This window comes from Demequina lutea (genome assembly GCF_013409005.1).
In the GTDB taxonomy this organism is placed as follows: Bacteria; Actinomycetota; Actinomycetes; order Actinomycetales; family Demequinaceae; genus Demequina; species Demequina lutea.
In genome coordinates this window covers 2,140,599-2,163,319 of the sequence record NZ_JACBZO010000001.1, presented here as the reverse complement: position 1 = coordinate 2,163,319, position 22,721 = coordinate 2,140,599, and the positions used below count along the sequence as shown (strand labels likewise).

The 22,721-nt window shown below is 66.0% G+C and carries 17 protein-coding genes; 9 read left to right on the top strand and 8 right to left on the bottom strand.

Annotated elements, in window-relative coordinates:
* The first annotated feature begins 96 nt into the window (after positions 1-96).
* The 4 genes from BKA03_RS10420 (at position 97) to ettA (ending at position 5,447) form a co-directional block, all read left to right on the top strand.
* On the top strand, positions 97-1,680 hold the full coding sequence (locus BKA03_RS10420) for a GTPase family protein (protein ID WP_062076009.1): 1,584 nt from the start codon (positions 97-99) through the stop codon (positions 1,678-1,680).
* Between the two features lie 17 nt (positions 1,681-1,697).
* Entirely contained in the window at positions 1,698-2,984 is a 1,287-nt protein-coding gene (locus tag BKA03_RS10415; protein ID WP_152649625.1) for a GTPase, read from the top strand.
* A 149-nt stretch (positions 2,985-3,133) separates the two neighbouring features.
* Positions 3,134-3,631, top strand: a complete 498-nt coding sequence (locus tag BKA03_RS10410; RefSeq protein ID WP_062076011.1) for a single-stranded DNA-binding protein — start codon at positions 3,134-3,136, stop codon at positions 3,629-3,631.
* Between the two features lie 133 nt (positions 3,632-3,764).
* Positions 3,765-5,447, top strand: coding sequence for an energy-dependent translational throttle protein EttA (gene ettA / locus BKA03_RS10405; RefSeq protein ID WP_062076062.1), 1,683 nt, complete (start codon positions 3,765-3,767; stop codon positions 5,445-5,447).
* A 77-nt stretch (positions 5,448-5,524) separates the two neighbouring features.
* Here ettA and BKA03_RS10400 read toward each other — a convergent pair whose 3' ends face one another.
* From BKA03_RS10400 to BKA03_RS10385, 4 genes are all read right to left on the bottom strand, one after another.
* The gene (locus BKA03_RS10400) at positions 5,525-6,439 is read right to left on the bottom strand and encodes a glycine betaine ABC transporter substrate-binding protein (RefSeq protein WP_062076012.1); all 915 of its coding nucleotides are present in this window, start codon (positions 6,437-6,439) and stop codon (positions 5,525-5,527) included.
* 116 nt (positions 6,440-6,555) lie between these two features.
* Positions 6,556-7,512 (bottom strand): ABC transporter permease, encoded by a 957-nt coding sequence (locus tag BKA03_RS10395; RefSeq protein ID WP_152649626.1) that lies wholly within the window; start codon positions 7,510-7,512, stop codon positions 6,556-6,558.
* Positions 7,512-8,822 carry a quaternary amine ABC transporter ATP-binding protein gene (locus BKA03_RS10390; protein ID WP_062076014.1) on the bottom strand — a complete coding sequence of 437 codons (1,311 nt, stop codon included), beginning with the start codon at positions 8,820-8,822 and terminating at the stop codon, positions 7,512-7,514. The genes BKA03_RS10395 and BKA03_RS10390 overlap by 1 nt, the downstream gene beginning before the upstream one ends.
* 273 nt (positions 8,823-9,095) lie before the next feature.
* Positions 9,096-9,980 (bottom strand): acyl-CoA thioesterase, encoded by an 885-nt coding sequence (locus tag BKA03_RS10385; protein ID WP_062076015.1) that lies wholly within the window; start codon positions 9,978-9,980, stop codon positions 9,096-9,098.
* A gap of 123 nt (positions 9,981-10,103) precedes the next feature.
* Between BKA03_RS10385 and BKA03_RS10380 the strand changes: the two genes are divergently transcribed.
* Positions 10,104-10,859 carry a hypothetical protein gene (locus BKA03_RS10380; RefSeq protein WP_152649627.1) on the top strand — a complete coding sequence of 252 codons (756 nt, stop codon included), beginning with the start codon at positions 10,104-10,106 and terminating at the stop codon, positions 10,857-10,859.
* Here BKA03_RS10380 and BKA03_RS10375 read toward each other — a convergent pair.
* Both BKA03_RS10375 and BKA03_RS10370 read right to left on the bottom strand, forming a co-directional pair.
* Complete coding sequence (locus BKA03_RS10375) at positions 10,856-11,278, bottom strand: globin (RefSeq protein ID WP_062076017.1); 423 nt, start codon at positions 11,276-11,278, stop codon at positions 10,856-10,858. The genes BKA03_RS10380 and BKA03_RS10375 overlap by 4 nt on opposite strands.
* 59 nt (positions 11,279-11,337) lie before the next feature.
* A complete protein-coding gene (locus BKA03_RS10370; protein ID WP_062076018.1) occupies positions 11,338-12,351 on the bottom strand; it encodes a mechanosensitive ion channel family protein in 1,014 nt (337 codons plus the stop codon).
* 68 nt (positions 12,352-12,419) lie between these two features.
* On the opposite strand from BKA03_RS10370, the gene malQ reads away from it, so the two are divergent.
* Entirely contained in the window at positions 12,420-14,552 is a 2,133-nt protein-coding gene (gene malQ / locus BKA03_RS10365; protein WP_062076019.1) for a 4-alpha-glucanotransferase, read from the top strand.
* Positions 14,553-14,567: 15 nt separating this feature from the next.
* On the opposite strand, the gene pepN (BKA03_RS10360) is transcribed toward malQ, so the two are convergent.
* The gene (gene pepN / locus BKA03_RS10360; RefSeq protein ID WP_062076020.1) at positions 14,568-17,168 is read right to left on the bottom strand and encodes an aminopeptidase N; all 2,601 of its coding nucleotides are present in this window, start codon (positions 17,166-17,168) and stop codon (positions 14,568-14,570) included.
* A gap of 117 nt (positions 17,169-17,285) precedes the next feature.
* On the opposite strand from pepN (BKA03_RS10360), the gene BKA03_RS10355 reads away from it, so the two are divergent.
* The 3 genes from BKA03_RS10355 to BKA03_RS10345 all read left to right on the top strand — a co-directional run bounded on the left by BKA03_RS10355 (position 17,286) and on the right by BKA03_RS10345 (position 19,887).
* A complete protein-coding gene (locus BKA03_RS10355; protein WP_152649628.1) occupies positions 17,286-17,906 on the top strand; it encodes a hypothetical protein in 621 nt (206 codons plus the stop codon).
* A 377-nt stretch (positions 17,907-18,283) separates the two neighbouring features.
* Complete coding sequence (locus BKA03_RS10350; RefSeq protein WP_062076022.1) at positions 18,284-19,141, top strand: ice-binding family protein; 858 nt, start codon at positions 18,284-18,286, stop codon at positions 19,139-19,141.
* Positions 19,142-19,212: 71 nt separating this feature from the next.
* Positions 19,213-19,887, top strand: coding sequence for a class F sortase (locus BKA03_RS10345; RefSeq protein WP_062076023.1), 675 nt, complete (start codon positions 19,213-19,215; stop codon positions 19,885-19,887).
* A 151-nt stretch (positions 19,888-20,038) separates the two neighbouring features.
* On the opposite strand, the gene pepN (BKA03_RS10340) is transcribed toward BKA03_RS10345, so the two are convergent.
* Positions 20,039-22,675 carry an aminopeptidase N gene (gene pepN / locus BKA03_RS10340; RefSeq protein ID WP_062076024.1) on the bottom strand — a complete coding sequence of 879 codons (2,637 nt, stop codon included), beginning with the start codon at positions 22,673-22,675 and terminating at the stop codon, positions 20,039-20,041.
* Positions 22,676-22,721 lie beyond the last annotated feature (46 nt).

Sequence of the window (22,721 nt, the reverse complement as noted above, 5' to 3'; positions counted from 1 at the left end):
GCCGAGTAGGGTTTTAACGGCGCCTATCGGCGTGCGTTTGCACGTTCGTCGGCGCGGTAGCCTCATGCCAAAGCGGCGAGGAGGCAGGCTAGCACCATGGACTTCAGGCCGATCAAGACGTGGTCGTATCCGGGAGCGCTACTTGACGCGCTCACGGACACGCGACGCGTGATCTCCGTGGTCGAGATGCCACTGCCCACCGGGCGCGAACGCGAGGCCAACGAACTCGTCGCGCAGATGATCGATCAGCTCGACCACCACCTGATTCCGCGTGTCCGTGAGGAGACCTCGCCGGCAGTTGTCGTGGTGGGCGGGCCCACTGGCGCAGGCAAATCCACGGTGGTGAATGCACTGCTCGGCGAGGAACTCACCGCATCGGGCGTTCTGAGGCCCACCACCAGGGTTCCTCACCTGTTTCACCACCCGCTCGACGGCATGGTGCTCGACGCGGTGGCGAAGCGAGCGACTACCCACCCCACCGAGGCGGTTCCCCGCGGGCTTGCGATCGTCGACAGCCCCGACCTCGACAGCGTGCGCGGCGAGAACCGTGCGGTCGCGGAGGATCTGCTCGAGGCAGCCGACCTATGGGTATTTGTGACGACTCCCGCGAGGTATGGCGATGCGATTCCCTGGAACGCGTTGCGCAAGGCAACAGATCGAGGGGCCTCCGTCGCGATCGTCCTCAACCGCGTGACCCCCGACGTCGCCGCGCAAGTGCGCAGGGAACTCGTTTCTCGACTCGCCCAGGAAAGGCTGCAGGGTCTGCCGCTCTTCGTGATCCCGGAGGATGCCAAGGTTGATATCCCCCGGGACGTCGTCGGCGGCTTGGGGCGCTGGCTCGACACCGTCGCGGCCTCATCCGCCAACACGATCGTTGAGCGCACGCTACACGGCGGAATTGCGGCGATGAAGGAGTGGCTCGAGCAACTCGCCGAGCACATGGACGACCAAGCCTCGGCCGCCAAGGATGTGCGGTCCGAGGTGCGAAGGTGCGCGGCTCAAGCCGAGGTCGAGGCCGGCGACGAGTGGTACCTCGAGATCGGCGCGGGGCCGGTGGACGCTCGGTGGCGTCAAGCGACCGCGGAACGAGGGCCCTTGTTCCGGCTCAGCAATTCGATGTGGGTCAAGAGGCGCAGCGCACGCGAGGCGAGGGACTCGGCGCTGGGCGCCATCAGGGCCGACCTCATCGCCGCCGTGGAGGCGTCCCTGTCCCACGCCGCGGCGACGGCGACGTCGAAAATGATGAAGTCGCTCGGCAAGGTCGACGGCGGTGTGGGGGCCTGGCTCGCCGAACAGCGTGACCCGAGGGATGCGCGCATCGTGCGCGAACGCAGGGCGGCCGACGCCGCTCGCACCTGGCTGGACACTTGCGGATCGCTCGCGCTCGAGCTTTCGGGAAGCGAGGGAGGCAGGGCCGTCGTTGGCGATGCGGGATTGGGTCTGACCCTGGCATCGGCCGCCGTGGGCGTCGACAAGGCGGCGGGCGCGCTGGCAGTGCTCACGCGCGAGACGGGGACCGACGCGATGGACAAGGCGAGGGAGCAGCTTGGCGGCGCGAGGCGATACGTCATCAGCAAAGAGGCGCTCGACATGATGAAGCCGACCGACATCGTGTCGCTGAGTCCCGAGGCCTCGTCCAAGGTGCGCCTGCGCCGGGCGGAGTTGAGAGCACTCCTGTGAGCCCCACATTCAATGAAGTGCCTCCACGCACGGAAACATCGCGTCTCAAGGACAGGGTCCAGCGGCTGCGGGCATCGATGGAGTGGGCTTCGGAAGCGATCGATCCCGCGGTGCGCGATGAGGTGTCGCGGACCATCGAACGATGCGATCAACGGCTCGAGCTGGGCGTCGACCACACGATCGTCGCCCTCGCGGGTGGAACGGGTTCGGGCAAGTCGAGCCTCTTCAACGCGATCGTCGGCACCGAATTTGCAGTGCCGGGCGTGGCGAGGCCGACGACCTCGGCCGTCGTGTCCGCGTCGTGGGGCCCAGCTGACGCGCTTCTTGAATGGCTTGGCGTCGAAGTGCCGCGCCGGCTCGATCTGGGACCCTCCGCCACCATGCACGGCGTCGTGTTGCTTGATCTTCCCGATCACGACTCGATCAACGAGGAGAACCACGCCACCGTCGACCGCGTCGTGCCGCTTGCGGACCTGATCGTATGGGTTGTCGACCCGCAGAAGTACGCGGATCACGCGCTCCACTCCGCTTATCTCAAGGTCGCCTCGGATCACGGGCAACCATCGCTCATCGTGCTGAATCATGTTGACAGGCTCAGCGACGAGGACGCCGTCGCCGTGGCGCGTGATCTCACCGCACTCATTGAGGCGGAGGGCATAGCAGACGCTCCGGTGATGCTCACAAGCGCGCGGACGGGCCGTGGGGTTGCCGCCTTGCGCGCCGAGATCGCTGGTGCCGCGGCGACACGGTCGGTGGCGGCGGAGGCGGTGAGGTCCGACCTCGTGTCCGCCGGGCGATCGCTCGCGGGTGCACTTGCTCGCGATGCCGACCCCGTCGTTCCCGATGTTGAAGGGCTGGTCGCCGCTCTCGCGAGGGCGGCTGGAGTCGAGGCTCGAGAGGATGCCGCGTCGGCCATCGCCTCGGGTAAGCCGGGGGTGCTTCCCGAGTCGCTCAGCGCGTCGTTGGCCGCCGTGGACCAGGTGCGGCTCGAGTGGGTCGACGGGGCCACGGCGGGGCTGCCCCTCGCGTGGCGGCTTGTGATGAACGACGCGGTGTTGCCGGCCCCGCAGCTCGCCGAAGAACTGGCGCACGCGCTCGCGGCGGTCGTGTGGCCCGAGGTGCTTCCGCCCAAGGGGCTCCGGGGCTTGTGGTCGAGGGCTCTGAAGGGGCATTCCGCGGGTCAGGCAGTGCGCGAGGCCGGAGGGGCCGCGATTCGTGTCGCCGTGACCCCTCACGTCATCGAGCCGACCGAGATGATCCACGAGGCATATCGCAACCTCGACGAACTGGCTGACCTCACGTAGTCGCTTCAATACGTTGGTGGTTGGTGGTCGTCCCCAGGCCCGCAACTGCGAACCTCTCCTCCACGTGCCACCGATCGCGCCGGGCTCCGGCGCCTCTTCCCGCATCCTGGCAACAGGGCGCCGTGAGGGCTCCCACGGAGGAGGACGACATGAACGACTTGACGATGACAGTGACGGGTTGGGTGGCGACGGACCCGCGCCACGTGGTGGGACCCACTGGAACCCGGCTGACGAGCTTCAGGCTCGCGTCGACGAGCAGGTACTTTGACCGCGACAAGGGCGTGTGGGCTGACGGAAACACGGAATGGTTCACGGTGCGCACGTTCCGCAGTGCCGCGATCACGGTCATGAACTCGATCGAAAAGGGTCAACCCGTGGTGGTACAGGGGCGGCTGCGCACTCACCAATGGGATGCGGACGCGGGGCCCCGCACGGACTTGGTCATCGACGCCTCGAGCGTGGGGCATGACCTCACCAAGGGCGTCGCGACCTTCACCCGTGCGACGGCGGATGCGAGCCTGGTCGACGACGTTTCGAGCGGGGACGCGGCTAACGACGGTGGAGATCAAGATGCCGGGCCGATTGAGGCCGAGTCGGAAGCCGAGGTAGGAGCCGACGCCCTGCTCGACGAGGTCTCCGCCGCCTGAGTTCGCGTGGCGGGCCCCGATACGGAAGGCGCCCGCCCGCCGGGGCCGCTGGCGCTGTCCGCCCCGGGGCCCGCGTAGGCTTGGGACCGGTTCCGGCGGCTCACGCCGCCTCGACGATTCCGACGGAGTGGCAGTGGCTGAGTTTATTTACACCATGTACAAGGCGCGCAAGGCGCACGGCGACAAGGTCATCCTCGATGACGTGACGCTTTCGTTTATGCCCGGCGCCAAGATCGGCGTGGTAGGCCCTAACGGTGCTGGTAAGTCGACAGTTCTCAAGATCATGGCGGGCCTCGAACACGCCTCCAACGGTGAGGCGAAACTGAGCGACGGTTACAGCGTCGGCATCCTCATGCAGGAGCCGGAACTCAACGAGGACAAGACGGTGCTCGGCAACGTCCAAGAGGGCGCGGGCGAGACGATGGCCAAGCTGCTGCGCTTCAATGAGATCAGCGACGAGATGTCGAAGCCCGATGCGGACTTCGACAGGCTGCTCGCCGAGATGGGAAACCTTCAGGAGTTCCTGGACCACGCGGACGCGTGGGACCTCGACGCGCAGCTCGAGCAGGCGATGGATGCGTTGCGTTGCCCGCCGGCGGACTCTCCCGTGACCAACCTGTCCGGTGGCGAGCGCCGCCGCGTGGCGCTGTGCAAGCTGCTGCTTCAGAAGCCCGACTTGCTGTTGCTCGACGAGCCCACCAACCACCTCGACGCCGAGTCGGTGCTGTGGCTTGAGCAGCACCTCGCCAAGTACGCGGGCGCCGTCCTTGCCGTGACACACGATAGGTACTTCCTCGACAACGTCGCCGAATGGATTCTCGAGCTCGACCGGGGTCGCGCCTACCCGTACGAGGGCAACTACTCGACGTACCTCGAGAAGAAGTCCGAGCGCCTTGCGGTGCAGGGCAAGAAGGATCAGAAGCTGCAGAAGCGCCTCAAGGACGAGCTCGATTGGGTGCGCTCAAACGCGAAGGGCCGCCAGACCAAGTCAAAGGCGCGGCTCGGTCGCTACGAGGAGATGGCGGCCGAGGCCGACCGGACCAAGAAGCTTGACTTCGAAGAGATCCAGATCCCCCCGGGTCCGCGTCTTGGCAGTGTCGTACTGGAGGCCAAGAACCTCAAGAAGGGCTTCGGCGACCGCACTCTCATCGACGGGCTGTCCTTCACCCTTCCCCGCAACGGCATCGTCGGCGTGATCGGGGCCAACGGCGTCGGTAAGACGACGCTGTTCAAGACGATCGTCGGACTCGAGCCCCTCGACGGCGGTGAACTCAAGATCGGCGAGACCGTCAAGTTGTCCTACGTCGACCAGGGCAGGGGAGGGATCGACCCCACCAAGACGCTGTGGGAGGTCGTCTCCGATGGCCTCGACTACATCAAGGTGGGCAATGTCGAGATGCCCTCGCGCGCCTACGTGGGGGCGTTCGGGTTCAAGGGTCCCGATCAGCAGAAGCCGGCCGGGGTGCTCTCCGGTGGTGAACGCAACCGACTCAACCTGGCGCTCACGCTCAAGGAGGGAGGAAACCTCCTCCTGCTCGACGAGCCGACAAACGACCTCGACGTCGAGACCCTCGGTTCCCTCGAGAACGCCCTGCTTGAGTTCCCCGGTTGCGCCGTGGTCGTCTCACACGACCGGTGGTTCCTCGACCGTGTCGCGACGCACATCTTGGCGTACGAGGGCACGGAAGAGAACCCTTCGGCTTGGTATTGGTTCGAGGGTAACTTCGCGTCGTACGAGGAGAACAAGGTTGCGCGCTTGGGCGCCGATGCCGCTCGTCCTCACCGCGTGACGTACCGCAAGCTCACGCGCGACTAGCAGTCGCGAACCCCTCGACGGGTACGACAAAGCGCCAGCCACCCGAAGGTGACCGGCGCTGAGTCGTGTGAGGTGACTCAAGCGGTGAGAGAGTCAACCCACTGCTGGTGGGCGGCGACCCAGTCGGCCACGATGCCCTGATAGTCGCTCTCGCTGCCGGCGGCCTGGAGCTTGTTCTCCAGGTCGTAAAGCAGGTCGGAGCTCATCTTGAAGTTGGTCATCCAGGCGTTCACCTTGGGGAAGTCCTTGGCGAAGCCGGTGCGCGAGTACGTGTAGATGGACTCGGAGGTGCCAAGGGTGCCCTTGGGGTCGGCGAGGTTCTTCAGCTTGTACGCGCCGTAGGCCCAGTGTGGCTCCCACAACGTGACGGCGATGTTCTTGCCGTTCTTCATCGCGCTGTCAAGTTCCGCCAACATGGCGGGGGTCGACGACGTGATGAAGTTCATCTTTTCGAGGCCGTATCCGGGGATGACCTTGTCCTCCATGGCGGTCGTGAGACCGGCACCGGGCTCGATGCCGACGATGCGGTTGCCAAAGGCGTCCGCATTGGCGGCGAGCTCGGAGAGGGAGTTGATCGGAGCGTCGGCGTTGACCGCGACGGTCAGCGAAGCCTTGTCGAACCAAGGACCAACCTTGACGATCTTGTCGCCGAACTGGTCGAGGTATTTCTTGTGCGTCGCGGGAAGCCACACGTCGGTCACGAGGTCGTAGTCACCATCGGCCAGGGCCTGGAAAACAGGCGCGGGGTCGGCGTACTTGAGCGAGACGTTGTAGCCCTTGCTGTCCAGGATGTTCTGCCACAGCAGCGAGGAGGCGGTGGCCTCGTCCCAGCCGTTGAACACACCGAACGTGATGTCGCCGCCCGCTGCGGGAACGGCCGCGCTGCCAGAGGCAGACGTGGTCGGGTTGGCGGCCGCGGTTGACGAGCAGCCAGCAAGCACGAGGCTTGCCGCTGCCGCGGCGGCGAGGAGCGCGGTAGAGCGCATCTTCATATGTTGTGTTTCCTTTCCTTGCACAGGGAATCTCCCTGCGCTTGCATCGTGGCCAGAATTGGTCCGGCCGATGCGCGTGACCGCCGACGTGCGCGGTCGCGAGGTCTGTGTATGGGTCAGGCGAGGCCCGACTGCTTGACGGCACGGTTCTCGGCCTTGATCTGGTCGACACCCTTGCCAGCAGTGGTGTCGCCTGGTCGCGCGCCGCCGCCTGGGAACCTGCTGAACCAGCGGCCCATCAGTGACTTCGCGCGCTTGTTGCCGAACGCGCCGGTGAAGCGGTCCAGGATGATCGCGAGGATGACCACGGCCATGCCGGACTCGAAGCCGAGCGGCTTGTCGAGCGCAGACAGCGACTTGACGACTTGGCCACCGAGGCCACCAGCGCCGACGAAGCCGGCGATGACGACCATGGAGAGCGACAGCATGATGATCTGGTTGATGCCGGCCATGATCGACGGCATCGCTAGAGGCAATTGAATCTGACGCAGGATGCGTGAGGGAGAGGCGCCGAAGGCCTGTCCGGCCTCAACCACTTCCTTGTCGACGCCGCGGATCCCGAGCTCGGTGAGGCGAACGCCGGGCGCGAGCGCGAAGAGCACGGTCGCGAATATGCCGGGTGCGACGCCGATGTGGAAGAGCGCAATCGCGGGGAGCAGGTAGACGAGGGCCGGCATCGTCTGGAGGAAGTCCATGATGGGCTTGAGAATCTTCGAGACGACGGAATTTTGCGCCGCCCAGATTCCCAGCGGGATGGAAATCAGGATCGCGAACAGTGCCGCGACAATGACGAGGGACAGGGAGTCCATCGCGTTTTCCCACTGGTTGACGCCCAGGATGAACACCAAGCCCGCGGCGGCGCCGAGGCCGAACTTCCAGCCCCGGGCCAGGAAGGCGAGAAGGCCGAGCGCGACGATCACTACCAACGGAGTCGGCGTCGTGAACAGCCAGTTCAGGGCGTGGTACAGCCCCAAATAGACGTCCTTGAGGAAGCCGAAGAACCAGCCGAGGTTGTTCTCGACCCACACGAGTCCAGAGGTGATCCAGTCGCCAAAGTGAATGCGGAACTCCATCAGTTGGCCTCCGTGCTTTTGATCGAGCTGGATTCGATGGAGCCGGTCTCGACTGCAGCCTCGAGGGCCTGGTCAACCACCTCGGTGGGGAGTGGGTCGGGCCGCGGGCCGGCTTGAGCGTCTGCGTCGGGCGTGCCTCCGAGGGCGGCGAGCAGGGTGACACGCGGGACGACGCCCACCAGGCGGCCTTTGGCATCCAGCACGCCAAGCGGAAGCTCGGCCTCGAGCGCGGGGATGAAAAGTTCTGAGAGGAACGTGTCCTGGGACACCGCGCCGTGGTCGGTGCGGACGATGGTCTCCAGGCGAGGCTCGCCCTTGCGCACCAGGTCGAGGGCGTCGCGGTCGGTGACCCAGCCGATAAGCGTCCGGTCGCGGTTGACCACATAGACGGCCGAGATCTGCTCGTCGCGCATCGTCTTGAGCGCGCCATGAGGGCCCGCCGAAGGGTGGACCACAGCGCGCGGCTTGCGCATGACGGACTCGGCGGTGAGGACTCGGGTGCGGTCGACGTCTTGAACGAACTGCTCGACGTATTCGTTGGCCGGATCGGTGAGGATCTCCTCGGGCGTGCCGATCTGCACGATGCGGCCGTCACGCATCACGGCGATGCGGTCGCCAAGGAACATGGCCTCGTTGAGATCGTGGGTGATGAAGATGATGGTCTTGCCCAGGGAGGCCTGCAACTCGAGCAGTTGCTCCTGCATCTCGCGACGGATGAGCGGGTCGAGGGCGGAGAAGGCCTCGTCCATGAGCAGGATCTCTGTGTCGGCCGCGAGCGCGCGGGCCAGGCCGACGCGCTGCTGCATTCCACCAGACAACTCGTTGGGGTGCTTGTCTTCCCAGCCGGCGAGACCGACGATGGCCGTGACCTCACGAGCCTTCGCATCGCGCTCGGCGCGGGGCATGCCTTGGATCTCTAGGCCGTATGCGACGTTGTCGAGCACCGTGCGGTGGGGGAGCAGCGCGAAGTGCTGGAACACCATCGACATGCGGGTGCGGCGGTACTCCCTGAGTTGCTTGTTCGAGGCGTCGGTGACCTCCTCATCGCCGATCGTGACGGTGCCTGCCGTGACCTCGTGAAGGCCGTTGAGCATGCGGATCAGCGTGGACTTGCCCGAGCCGGACAGGCCCATGACCACGAAGATTTCGCCACGCTTGACCTCGAAGGAGGCGTCGATTACGGCGGCGGTCGACCCGCTGGGGAGCACGTCCTTTGCGGAACCGGAGCGCAGCTTGCGCACCGCGGAATCCGCATGCTTGCCGAAGATTTTGAACAGGCCGTCGGCCTTTAGCGCAATCGTGTCCGTCACGTGGTCCTCAAGGGGAGCGGCTCAAAGGCACACTCACATTACGGGCACCGCTGACCACGAAGGATTCGCAGCCGTCGGACGGCAATCACGGACCCGCAGCCCCGATTGGCGGGGCCTGCGTAGCCAGGCGAAAAGCAAACTCGCATAACTGCGAGGCGCGGCGACCTGGGCTTGTATTTGGTGCCTCGGAAACGTCAATCGCATCGACAAGGCAACGTGTCAATCGTAGCAAGCCCTGGGCCAGGAGCCTAATGTCCCTGGTAAATACCTATTTTACTCGGTGTTGGGAAGGCGAAGCATGCCCTCCTGGGCCACCGACGCAACGAGTCTTCCATCCTCGCCAAAGACCCAGGCGCCGCACATTCCGCGGCCTCCCTGGGCGGTGGGCGAGTCCTGCACAAAGAGCAGCCATTCGTCGGCGCGTGCGGGTCGATGCCACCACATCGCGTGGTCGAGGCTCGCCACGGCGAGATGAGCCGAAGCCCACGACGCGCCGTGTCGGCGCAACGCCGGTTCGAGTATCACTTGGTCCGAACCGAATGCGATGAGCGCCCTGTGCATGAGGTCGGAGACCTCGAGGGGGCGCCGCACCCTCATCCACGCGGTCTGGTACTGCTTGGGCCTGGGATCGGGGGTCGCGAAGATCGTCCCCTCGACGTGGCGCACATCGAAAGGCGCCGAGCTGAGCCAGAAGTCGGCCGAGGGGTGCCCCTCCAACGGTGCCAGAACGTCCACTCCCGAAGGCACGGAGTCCGGCGGCGGAACCTCTGGCATGCGCACCGAGTGCTCGGGACCCTCTTGCGGCAACTGGAAGGACGCGATCATCGACAGGATCGGCACTCCACCTTGGAGGGCGTGGGTGCGCCGCGCGGAAAACGAGCGCCCGTCCCGCAGCAGCTCGACCTCAAAGTCGATGGGCTTGGAGGCGTCGCCCGGTCGCAGAAAGTAGCCGTGCATGGAGTGGACCACGTGATCCGAATCGACGGTGTGGCCGGCCGCGAGCACCGCCTGCGCGACCACTTGCCCTCCGAAGACGCGCCCACCCGGCATCGGCAAGGAGTCGCCCTCAAACGTGGTGTCGCCGGTGCGGCGCAAATCGAGGGACGCGAGGCCCGCCGTGACAGATCGCTCGGCCCAGGTGTCTTCGAGGTGCTGCATGTTCAGAGGCTAACCCGAGTTGGGATGTCTTGCGGCGCACCAGGCGCGCAGCTTCCACGTCCGCGAGTCCCGTGCCCAACGGCGGATCTGCCGCAGCAAGCGGGATCGCGCTAGGGTTTTCCCATGGGGGACGCAATCGATCCATTTTCCGCTCCGCGGCCGACTTCTCAAGGCGTGCTGCCGCAAGGCCAGGTGCCGTCATCTTTGCCGCTTGGGTCGCAAGAGCCGCACTCGCCGCCGTGGGCGACGCCGGGCCATCCTGACGCACCCGAGTACGCCGCCCCTTACGGTCTGCCCCCCGCCTATCCGGGCGCACCTCAATACGCCGATCGGTACAGGCGGCCTCCGGTCAATCCGGATGCACAGCAGTACTCGACCCCGCACGCTGCGCACGATGAGTCGCCCTACGCGGCACCGTACGCGGCGTACGCCCCCCCCGCGTGGAAGCGCTCGTGGCGAACCACGATGGGGCGTTGGGGAATCGGCGTTGGCGTCGCGTTCATCACCTCTTTCCTGTTGGGAATGGCGGCAGGGCACGGCCAGGCAACTCCCGAGGCGGGTGGGCAGGTCGCGGGCGCGCTCGCGTCGGGGACATGGATGTATGTGCTTCTCGTTCCGTGGTGGCTCGACCACGTCGTCGCGAGGTTGGGCAAGGCCGAGACGTGGGCGATCCACGGCGGGGTGTCGCTAATTCTCGCGTTGGTGAACTTCGGCTATTTGTCTGTCGTGGCGAGGACAACCGACTCAGGCCTCAACGTGGGAGCGGAGGCCTGGATGGTGTTGGTCATGTGGGCGGTGGCGTTCGGGCTCGGCATGCTGCTCGCGGACCGCTTGCCCAAGTCATATCGACCCACGTCGTATCAACCCCAGGCGGCCTAGCGCTTGGGGGTTGGCTCAAAGGTGTTGATCATGGAGTGCGCCGCGCGCTCAAGGTAGTCGAGCAGAGTGGCCTGGTGCAGGGGAGACAGACCCGAGCCCTCCACGGCGGCCCTCATCAGCGATAGCCAGTGGTCCCTCGCCTCGGGGTTGACGTGAAAGGCCGCATGGCGCATCCGCAGGCGCGGGTGTCCGCGGCGGTCCGAGTAGGTAGTGGGGCCGCCCCAGTACTGCTCAAGGAAGAGCGTGAGGCGCTCGACCGCGCCATCCATGTCCTCGGCGGGGTACATCGGGCCCAGCACCGGGTCGCCCGCGACGCCGTCATAGAAGGAACGCACGATGCCGCTAAACGTCGGGTGCCCGCCCACCGCTTCGAAGAAGCTTTGGCCTTCGGCCTGCGTGGGGCCGGTCCCCACCGTCATTCCTGGTACCGATGCATTTATCGTGCCTGAACTCGCGTCGCCATCGGCGGGAGGAACCGTCACGACTTCGGCTCTGGGCGCGCGATGCCCTTGCTCGACGGGCGATCGTCCTCGAGGTAAAGGGTGTCGCCCGGCATGGCCAGGCGAATGCCGCGCTCGGCAAAGATGAAGCGCATCTGCTTCCGCACTGCCCTCATGACGGTCCACTGAGTGGTGGGGCTCACGTTGACCATGAGTCGAACCACGACGGAGTAGTAGTCGAAGTCCTCGATCCCAGGCACCTCGGGATCGGACAGGATCGCGGCGTCGACGTCGGGGTCGGCGGCACGCGCGGCTGCTAGCGCGTCGAGCATGGCGGCACGCGCCAGGTCGATGTCTGTCTCGAAGTCCATACGTACCTCGATGAGGGCGCGAGACCACATCTTGGTCATGTTCCCCACCCTGCGAATCTCGCCGTTGGGAACGAACCACACTGTTCCGTTGAGAGATCTCAACCTGGTAGACCGCAACCCGACCTCCTCAACCACTCCCGTCGCGTCGCCGACATCGGCGATGTCGCCCACGCCAAACTGATCCTCGATGAGCATGAAGAATCCCGCGAGCAGGTCCTTGACGAGCGACTGGGCGCCAAAGCCAAGCGCGACTCCCGCGATCCCCGCCGATGCGAGGAGCGGAGCCACGGGAACCCCCACCATCTGAAGCGCGGTGACGACGACAATCGCCAGAACAACCACGGCCAGCGCGGATTGAAGGACGGCCCTAATGGTTCCCGCTCGCTGTTGCCTGCGCAAGGTGGCCAAGTAGTGCTCTTGAGCGGTCGCGACCGGCAGGTCGATGTGGGCGCGAGCCAATGCCTTGCGGGCCCTCTTGCTCACCGGGAGCCCGGTCTCGATGCTGCGAGTCAGTGCGCGAATCACGAGCCGTCCGATGATCCACACGAGTAGGCCCACGAGCAGCAGGGCGCCCACGGCAATGGCTTTGGTGGCGATTGCATCCGTCCACTGGGACAGCGTGCGGCCGCCGATGGTCGTCTCAAACTGAACGGAGTGAGCCAAAGGGAGGATGGTTCGCATCGTTCCAGCGTAATGGGCGGCGGCGAGGCCCACCGAATTATCCGACGAGACCTGGCAGGATAGGGCGCATGACCGAGGTGCTGAACGACGCCGTTCCGTCCGAGACGCTGCAGATGCTCGCAAGAGCCTGTGGAGTAGCGACGGACGTTCACCTCATCGACGGCACTCACGTGCGTTGTTCGAGAGCCGCGATCGTGGCGGCTCTCGAGGCGATGGGCATCGGCGCCGATACCGACGAGGCGTGCAGGGCCTCCCTCCACGAGCTCGAGGACTACGTCTGGAAGCGCATCGTGCCTCCCGTGACCGTGGTCCGCCAAGGGCAGACGCGCGACATCCCGATCCACGTTCCTGACGGCTCGCAGGTGACAGCTTCGCTTCGCCTCGAGTTCGGCGGCAACGTGAAGCTGGAGCAGGCCGATGTCTATACCCAGCCCCGCGACGTGGGCGGCGCACCGGTCGGCAGGGCGATGTTCCGCGTGCCAGGCGACCTTCCACTCGGATGGCACGTGGTCGAGGTGACCTTCCCTGGCAGGCGAGGCCGTGGCTACGTGGTCGTCACCCCCGAGGCGCTTCAGCTGCCGCAGGCCGTGACCGCGCGCAGGCCATGGGGGTTCATGACCCAGCTGTACTCGTTGCGATCACGCCGTTCGTGGGGCATCGGCGATCTCGGAGACCTCGCCGACCTGTGCGCGCTGAGCAAGATCAGGGCGGGAGCGGACTTCGTCCTCATCAACCCTCTGCACGCGAACGAGGCCGTGCCGCCGCTCAGCCCCTCGCCGTATTTGCCCTCCTCGCGCCGCTTCTTGGCGCCGATGTACATCCGCGTCGAGGACATCCCCGAGGTGGCATACGTGCCTTCCCAGCAGCGCGCGGTCATCGAATGGGAGTCCGAGCGGCCGAGTCGCCACAACGACACGGACGACCTCCTCGACAGGGACGAGTCGTGGCGTGCCAAGTTGAGCGCCCTTGAGCAGGTGTTCCTGGCTCCTCGATCGCCCGGAAGGGAAGCGCAGTTCGAGGCGTTCTGCGTGAGCCAGGGCAAGGCCCTCGAGGACTACGCGACCTGGGCGACAATTTCCGAGGCGCACGCCGAGGGAAGCTGGCCAGAAGAGCTCTCCACGCCATCCTCGCCTGCCGTGGCCGCGTGGCGCGAGGAGCATTCCGACAGGGTGCTCTTCCATGCGTGGATGCAATGGATTGCCGACGAGCAGGCTTCTCACGCACAGGCAACGGCAGTCCAGGCAGGCATGGCGATCGGTGTCATCACGGATCTCGCGGTCGGTGTCCACCCCTCCGGCGCCGATGCGTGGAGCCTTCACCGCGTCTTGGCGCTTGGCATGAGCGTCGGCGCGCCCCCGGACGCATTTAACCCGCAAGGGCAGAACTGGTCGCAACCGCCGTGGCAGCCGCGCGCGCTCGAAGCGTCCGCATATCTGCCTTTCCGCGACGTCGTCCGTGCCGCCGTGCAGCACTCGGGGGCGGTGCGCGTCGATCACATTCTTGGGCTGTTCAGGCAGTGGTGGATTCCGTTGGGCCACGGCGCCTCTGACGGCACCTATGTCCAGTTCGATTTTGAATCGCTCATCGGAATTCTGGTGCTCGAGGCTCACCGCGCGGGAGCGCTCGTCATCGGTGAAGACCTGGGCACGGTTGAGCCGTGGGTGCGCGAGTACCTCAAGTCCCGCGGGGTCCTGGGCACGTCCGTCATGTGGTTCGAGCGCACGGACGGCGGCGGCTTCACGCCCCCCGAGCACTACCGACGCGAGACGCTCGCGACCGTGACGACTCACGACCTGCCGACGACGGCGATGATGCTCGCTGGCACGCAGGTTGAATTGCGCGCCGGGCTTGGCCTGCTGACCGACGTGGAGGCGGCCCAGGCCGAGGCGCGCCGCGATCTCGATTCCCTGAAGCGCCTCCTGCTGGATCGACACCTCATGATTCCCGACTACGAGGATGAGGATGTGATCGCCGCGACTCACCGTTTGGTGCTGAGCGCGCCTAGCCTGCTGACCGGCGTGGCGTTGACCGATGCGGTGGGGGACATGCGCGCCCAGAACGTTCCTGGCACGTTCCAGGAGTACCCCAACTGGGACATCCCGCTCACCGACCGCAACGGTGTTCCGGTGCTGCTCGATGATCTCTTCGACCACCCGCGCATGCAGCGGCTGGTGGCGGCGATCAGGGGCGCGAGAGCCTAAGTCGGCCGCCGGTCCCTACTTCGCCGTAACGGCCTGAACCGCGATCGCTCGCCTGACGTCGTCGAGTCCCTCGCGCGCGATCTTGAGCAGCACGGACGAGGCATCTTCATTGTCGGCTAGCCAGTCCTCGATCAGGCGGTCGAGCCCCTCGACGCGGCCTGCGGCCCATACGGGAAACACGAGCTTCGCGACACGGGCGCCGACAAAGCCCTCGTTGGCCTCGTAGTAGCCACGCAAGTCCGCCATCAGCGCGCCGACAAGGGGAGACAGCAATGCGGGGTCGATGACCCGGGCGAAGCCCGCGGCGATTTCGTACTGAACGGCGTTCGGAACGGGTGCGCTTGGCCTAGCGAGCGTGTCCCAGGCGTTGGCCTTGGCCTCGACCGTGCCGATCGCGGCGCGCGCTCCCGCAGCCCTGCGCTGGCCAGCCGCGCCAGGGTCGGTCGCCAGGCGACCGGAAATCGATCCCTCCGCGGCGGATCCGGTGGCGGTGAGCCCCGTGATCAGGTCCCAACCGAGGTCGGCATCCACCTTCAGGCCCGCGAGCGCAAGCGCGCCGTCGAGGAGATCGGCGAGGCGGGCGGCCTGCTCGGGTGTGGCGGCCAAACGCGCGTAGGCCCTCAGCGATTGGAGTTGCAGGTCTGTTCCAGGACCCGCGTTTTGGGTGATGGTCCACAGCCGCTCGGCGGCCGACGCGGTGAGCTCGGCGGTGCGTGCGGGCGGCAAGTAGCGCGAAAGCGCGATGGACATCGTCCGGATGTGAGACTCCGCGGTCTCGGAATTACTCACGTTTGGTAGCGCGACCAGAACGGCGTCGATGTAACACTCTGCGGGAAGTTCGGCGTCGCGACACATGTGCCAGGCGGCGTCAAGCACATTGGCGAGCGGCATCGCGGCGGTGAGGTCTCCCAGGTGCTCGGTGACGGTATCGACAGAGACGTCATCGAGTTGGGTCTTCGCATAGGTGCGATCGCCGTCGTTCACGAGGAGTAGGTCCGGGCGGGCCTTGCCAGTGATGGAGGAGACGCCCGTGAGAGGGCCGCCGATCTCCGCATCGACGGCCCACGTGCGCGTGAAGGCGCCGTCGCTGTGGGTATATCCGGCGATCGTGATGCTGTGGGACCTGTGCACGGGGAACTGCGCTGGAACGTCCTCCGCGATGGCGAACGACGTGATGATGCCCTCGGGGTCGGTATCGATAACGGGTCGCAATGTGGTGACGCCCGGCGTCTGGAGCCAGGCCGATGCCCACGTATCGAGCGGGCGTCCCGCCGCGGTTTCGACCTCGGCCAGGAACTCGGCGAGCGTCGCGTTGCCAAACGCGTAGCGCTTGAGATAACTCGCTACGCCACCGAAGAATGCATCCTCGCCCACGTAGGCGGCCAACTGCTTGAGCGCCGATGCGCCCTTGGCGTAGGTGATCATGTCGAACGCGCTGATGGTCGCCTCGGTGTCGGGGACTTCCGTGACGATCGCGTGAGTGGTCGGGAGCTGATCCTGGATGTACGCGACCGACTTGCGGCCGGCGCCAAAAGTGACCCAGGCGTCCTTCCACTCGGTGGTCTGCTCGGTTGCCCACGTGCCGATGAACTCTGCGAAGGACTCGTTGAGCCACAGGTCGTCCCACCAACGCATCGTGACCAGGTTGCCGAACCACATGTGGCTGAGCTCGTGAAGCTGGATGTTGCGGCGGTTCTCGCGCAACGCGTCCGTGGGGCGCGAGCGGAACAGCAGGCGGTCCTCCGAGAACGTCACGCAGCCCACGTTCTCCATGGCGCCCAGGTTGTATTCGGGCACGAACACCTGGTCGTACTTCTCGTACGGGTACTCGGTGTCGAAGACGCGCTCGTACAGATCGAGCCCCCCCTGGACCGTGGCGATCATTTCGGCGGCGTCCAGGTGTGCGGCGAGGTTCTTGCGGCCGTAGACGCGGGCGCTGAGTGTGCCCTTGCGGCTCGTCAGCGTGCCCTCTTCGTAGGCGTATGGCCCCGCGACCACGACGGCGACGTACGTGGGCAGTGCAGCGGTGGTGGGGAAGACCCATAGGTTCGCCGACTCGCTTGCGACGTCGCCCTCGGGGCCCGCGTTGCCGGTGGCCGACGCGGGAACCTGCTCGGGCATCGGCGTGGGGGTGTTCGAGACGACGACCCAGTGCGCAGGGGCGACCACGGCGATCGAGAACGTGGCCCTGATGTCGGGCTGGTCGAAGCACGGGAATGCCGAGCGGGCGTCGTTCGCCGCGAACTGGCTGTAGAGGTAGGTCTCGCCGTCCACCGGGTCAATGAAGCGGTGGATCCCTTGGCCATCGGTCCGGTAGGCGAACTCGGCGTCGATCGTGAGGATGTTGTGTTCGGCGAGTCCCGTCAGGGCGATCCGGCCGTGAGCGAGGGCGGCTGAGGCGTCGAGTTCGACGCCGTTGAGTTCCAGCCTGCTCGTGGCGACGGCGGCGCACTCGATGAAGGTCTCTGCGCCCTCCGTCGCGTCGAAGGTGACGGTGGTAGTGGCCAGAAACGTGTCCCCTGGGTCCGTAAAGTCCCACGTAATCTCGTAGGTAACGGCCGAAACGAGAGCGGAGCGCTCGATCGCCTCGAACTTGGTCAGATTCGTGCCAGGCATAGTTCGAGTTTGGCACGATGCGCACGGCCGTTTGACCGGTTCACATCACGGTTGGGAAACGACCCGGTGGAGTGGCGCCGCATCTGGCTGTGGGAACCGTGCCGCTAACCTGACCAGGTGATTGATACTTCGGCGCTTACGTCGATGGGCACCCTGGTGGCCGTCGGTGCGGTCGTTGCCTTCGCGGTGATCTTTGCTCTATTGCGCGGATTCGGGGGTGATCCGCTCGAACGGCTCGCGCGCTGGGCGAATTCCACGGGCCTTCACTACGTGGCCCCTGTGAGCGGCGAGTTGCTCGCCATGTTCGTCGGCCAAGTTGAAGGTCGTCGCGTCGAGATCCGCGTCGCCCGGGTGGCGCGGGGATTTGGCGTTGACCTACCCACCACCTTGACGACGGTGACCGTTGGCAGTCCCGGCGGGGGCGCGGTGTGCGTGCTCCAACCCGCCGCATGGGTCATGGATCGTGACGGCCACGAGGTCGGCGAGCCAGTTGCGAGTGGCGACGAGTACTTCGACGAGCGGTGGTCGGCTCGTGCGGATGCGGATGCGGATGCGGATGCGGTAGCGCTGCTCGTGACCCCCGGGCTTCGCGCGCGGCTGCTCGCCGCGGACGCCGACGGCCTGGTGATCGAACTGTCCCCACGCGCGGTGGCCATTCCCATGCCGGGCGTGTGCTCCGAGGCGCGCGAACTGGACCGGCGTTTGGCCCTCGCCCTCGCACTGATCTCGCCCGAATGACCTGGCCCGAATGACCTGGCCCGAATGACCTGGCCCGAATGACCTGGCCCGAATGACCTGGCCCGAATGACCTGGCCCGAATGACCTGGCCCGAATGACCTGGCCCGAATGACCTGGCCCGTACCGCGCGGCAGCCTAGTTCGCGGCACAGGCCCTCACCGTGAGGCGCGCATCACACGGCTTCTTATCCAGACACGCGCAGATGGTAGTATCGCCTCACAGAATCCGGCCCCCAGCCCCCGGGCCGCCAGGCGCTATCGACTCATCGCTGAGCCATGCAGACCTCCTGTCGCCACATTCTCAGGTCCGCACCGGGAGGATTCATCATGACTCAATTTGCGCATGCCACAACAAAGTCATCCCATAGAGTCGCCAGAATGTTCGCCGTAGGCGTTGTCTCATCGGCGCTCGTCGTTGTGGGCTCCAGTGCGGCGTCTGCCGCAGTCGTGCCTGTCGCGCTCGGGACCGCAAGCAGTTTCGTGGTGCTCGCTGCCACTGGGGTAACTGACACCGGACCGACCACCCTCAACGGGGACCTCGGTACGTCTCCCACGACGTCCATCACCGGCGTTGGATCAATCACCGTTCATGGCACCAACCACGCGGGCGATGGGGTCACGCAGGGCGCCAAGAGCGATCTGACCGCGGCCTACCTAGTCGCTGCGGGCGAGGGACCCACGTCGCCCATCGCGGCCGACCTTGCGGGCCAGACCCTCACCGCAGGCATCTATAACTCCGCGAAGCAGATCCTCCTGACCGGCGCGCTCACGCTCGACGCCGCGGGAGATCCCAACGCTCTGTTCGTTTTCCAGGCGGGCTCGGACCTGATCGTGGGGCCGGGGGCGTCGGTCGTTCTGAAAAACGACGCCCAGGCGTGCAACGTGTACTGGCAGGTGGGGAGCTCGGCAACGCTTGACACGGGTGTGAGTTTCAAGGGCAGCATTCTCGCGTTGACCTCGATCACTTTGAAGACGGGCACCACCGTCGAGGGAAGGGCGCTCGCGCAAACCGGCACCGTCACCCTTGACACGAACACCATCACCGCGCCGGTGTGTGCGTCGGTGATACCCGCTGCCGCTGCGGCCCAGACCCCTCAGGGTGGAGTCTCGACCGGTGACGGTAGCACTGCCGTGGGAACCGCGATCAACCCCGCGCTTCCCGTAGCTGGCGTGATTGCCGCGCTCGGGTTGGTCGCCGTCTGGGTGCGGACTCGCCGCCGCTTCCTCCGAGCTTGAGCCTTCGCGAGAACCGGCCTTGGGCGCCCTTTAGCGCCGCTGTTGGCCGCCACGGCCCGTTGCCAAGAGCCGTGCTGGTGCTCGTGGTCGTGCTCGTTTTCGCGGCGCTGGACGCGACCTTCTGGATCGCGCAGTTTGCGGCACGCGGCGCCGGTGCAATGTCGGCGCGCGCCGATACCGCGGTGGTCACGTCAGTGCCTGAGGGCGCTGCGGTGCTTACAGTGATCACTCCGCTCGCTATCCCCCCCGTTGCCGCCAGTCCCGATGCGTCTGCGCCCCTCGCGGAATCTGCACCCGTGCGGCTTAAGATCCCCTCCATCGGCGTGGATACCGCCCTCATGACGTTGGGCCTCATGGCCAACGGCACCCTTGAGGTGCCCCCCGACGGGAGCATCGCGGGATGGTTTACTGGTGCGCCTGCGCCGGGATCCGTGGGCCCCGCCGTGATCGCGGGCCACATCGACTGGAATGGTCCCGGTGTCTTCTACAAACTGCGCGCGGTGGCGGTAGGTGACACGATCACTGTGTTGCGCGCGGACGGCATCGCCGCCGTGTTCAAGGTCATCAAGGTGGGTCAGTACGCCAAGAATGCCTTTCCTACAGACGAGGTGTACGGTCCAGTGAACTTCGCCGCGCTGCGCGTCATCACATGCGGAGGCAGTTTCGACCATGCCACCGGTCACTATGTCGACAACACCGTGGTGTTCGCGAAGCTGGTCTCGTCCGGGCCCGCATCGCCGCGTTAATGGCTTGATTCATACCGTGTTCGGGGGCTGATTGGGTCCTGGTGGCTTGATCCGTATCGGGTCCACCAAGCGGGCGGTACGGATCAAGCCATTACCTCGCAGTGGTGGCTCAAAACCGGTACGAATTGAGCCACCGCGCGGGTGGGTAGCGCTATTCGACTACTGACTCCCAGTCGGCGGACGCGTCGGCCTCCTGAGCAACCAGGGCCCTGCGCACGTTGTCGCGGCCCTCGATCACCAGGCGCTTGAGCGCGTCGTGAGCGTCGTCGTTGGATGCGAGCCAGGCATCGGCCCTGTCCTGAAGGTCGAGCACGCGGCCGGCATGATGTGAGGGGAAAAGGCCCTCGATGAGGTTGGAGGCCATCTCGTTGGTCTTCTCGCTGTAGACCCGGCGCAGCATCGCGAAGTATTCGTCAACGTACGGCTCGAGCAGGGCGACGTCGTGCACGTGGTTGAAGCCGCTCGTGGTCTCCGACTGGATCGCGTTGGGCAGGTCCTTGCCCTTGGGAGCGTTGATGAGTGCGTCCCAGGCGGCACGCTTGGACTCTGCGGTCGGGATCGCCGCACGTGCGTGTGCCGCGCGACGCTCGCCCGACGCGGTCGCGTCCTTGTTCAGTTGCAGCTCGATCGCGATTTCTGTGGCACGGCCGCCCGCAACAAGCGAGCTGAGCAGGTCCCACGACAGGTCGGTGTCGAGGGGCAGGTCGTCGAGATGCAGCTTGTCGTCGACGAGGGCCTGGACGGTATCCAACTGAATCTCGGTCGAAGCCAGGGCCGCGAACGCCCGCAGGAACTGCAGCTGGTTGTCGCTGCCGGGCTCCGCCTCGAGGGTGAGCGCCCACAGGGAGTCGGCCGCGTGCTCCGTAGTGAGGTCGGCCGCGGCGGGGGACACGTAGAAGCCCAGCGCCGTCTGGAGCTGACGCAGGAGCGTCAGCGTGAGAGTGGACTCCTTTTCGGCGCCGATGTTCTTCAACACTAGGTCGATGAATGCGCGGGCGGCCATTTCGCCGTCGCGAGTCATGTCCCACGCCGCCGCGAGCACCATCGAACGGGGGAATGGCGGCAGGGTGGCGACGTGCTCGGTCGCGGTCGCAAGCGAGGCCTCGTCGAGGCGCACCTTGGCGTAGGCGAGGTCGTCGTCGTTCACCAGGATGAGCGCGGGGCGGTCCTTGCCGACGAGCTCGGGGATCTCGGTGAGGGCACCGTCGATGTCCGTCTCCACCAGGAAGGTGCGCGTGAGCGCGCCGTCTACCAGGTCGTAGCCGCCAATCGCGAGCCGGTGCGGGCGCTGCGTCGGCCATTCGGCGGGGACCTCTTGGGCGACGGCGAAGCGGGTCATGACCGGTGCCCCATCCACACCGCCGTCGTCCGTTTCACCCGCGCTCGTTTCAATGACCGGACGAAGCGTGGTGACGCCCGCCTTCTGGAGCCAGACGTCGCTCCACGCGGCCAGGTCGCGGCCCGATGCCTTCTCGAGTTCGACGAGCAGGTCGTTTAGCGTGGCGTTGGCGTGGTGGTGCTTGCGCATGTATTCGGCGACGCCCGCAAAGAAGGCGTCCTGGCCCACCCATGCGACCATCTGCTTGAGCACCGAGGCGCCCTTGGCGTAGGTGATGCCGTCAAAGTTGACCTCGACGTCCTCGAGGTCGCGGATGTTGGCCATGATCGGGTGCGTCGAGGGGAGCTGGTCCTGACGGTAGGCCCACGACTTCTCCATGGAGTTGAAGGTGACCCAGGCGTTCTTGTACTGGGTGGTCTCCGCGGCGGCGAGGGTGGACATGAACTCCGCGAAGGACTCGTTGAGCCACAGGTCGTTCCACCACTTCATGGTGACCAGGTCGCCAAACCACATGTGGGCGAGCTCGTGGAGAACGGTGATGGTGCGGCGCTCGATGCGGGCCTTGGCGGCCTTGGAGCGGAACACGTACTCCTCGAGGAACGTGACGCAGCCGGCGTTCTCCATGGCGCCCGCGTTGAACTCGGGCACAAAGATCTGGTCGTACTTCTCGTACGGGTAATCCGTCTGGAACTTGTCCTCGTAGAACGTGAAGCCCTTCTGGGTGTCGTCCAGGATGACGTCGGAATCAAGGAAGGGCGCGAGTCCCTTCCGGCAGTAGACGTTGGCCTGCAGGGTGCCCTTGCGCGACTCCACGGTGCCCTTGACCTCGTGGTACGGGCCAGCGACGATCGCGGTCACGTAGCAAGGCAAGCGCGTGGTGGGGGTGAACTCCCAGCGGGAGACCCCGCGGGTGTGGCCCGCGATCGTGATGGTCGCGCCGGCGACGGGGGTGATGGTCGAGGGGTTGTTGCTCAGCACGTGCCAGTGTTCCGGTGCGGTCACGGTGAACTGGAAGGCGGCCTTGAGGTCGGGCTGCTCGAACACGGCGAACACGCGGCGCGTGTCGGCGACCTCGAACTGGCTGTAGAGGTAGACCTCTCCGTCCTCGGGGTCGGTGAAGCGGTGCAGGCCCTCGCCGGTGTTCATGTAGGCGCAGTCGGCCACGACGGTGAGGGTGTTGCTCGCCTGGAGGTTCGGGAGGGTGATGCGGGAGTCTTCGAAGTGCGTCGCGGGGTCCAGCTGCTCGCCGTTGAGGGTGATGCTCAGGACCGTCGGGGCGATCAGGTCGATGAAGGTCGACTGACCCGGCGTGCCCGCAAAGGCGACGGTCGATGTCGAGCGGAAGGTCTCCTCGGAGGTGGTGAGGTCAAGTTCGACGGTGTACGTCTCTGTAGAGACGATGTTGGCGCGGGCCTCGGCCTCAACGCGCGTGAGATTGGTTCCAGGCATGGAAATGATTCTGTCACGTGGGGCCGACGCTGGGGCGCGTTCGGCC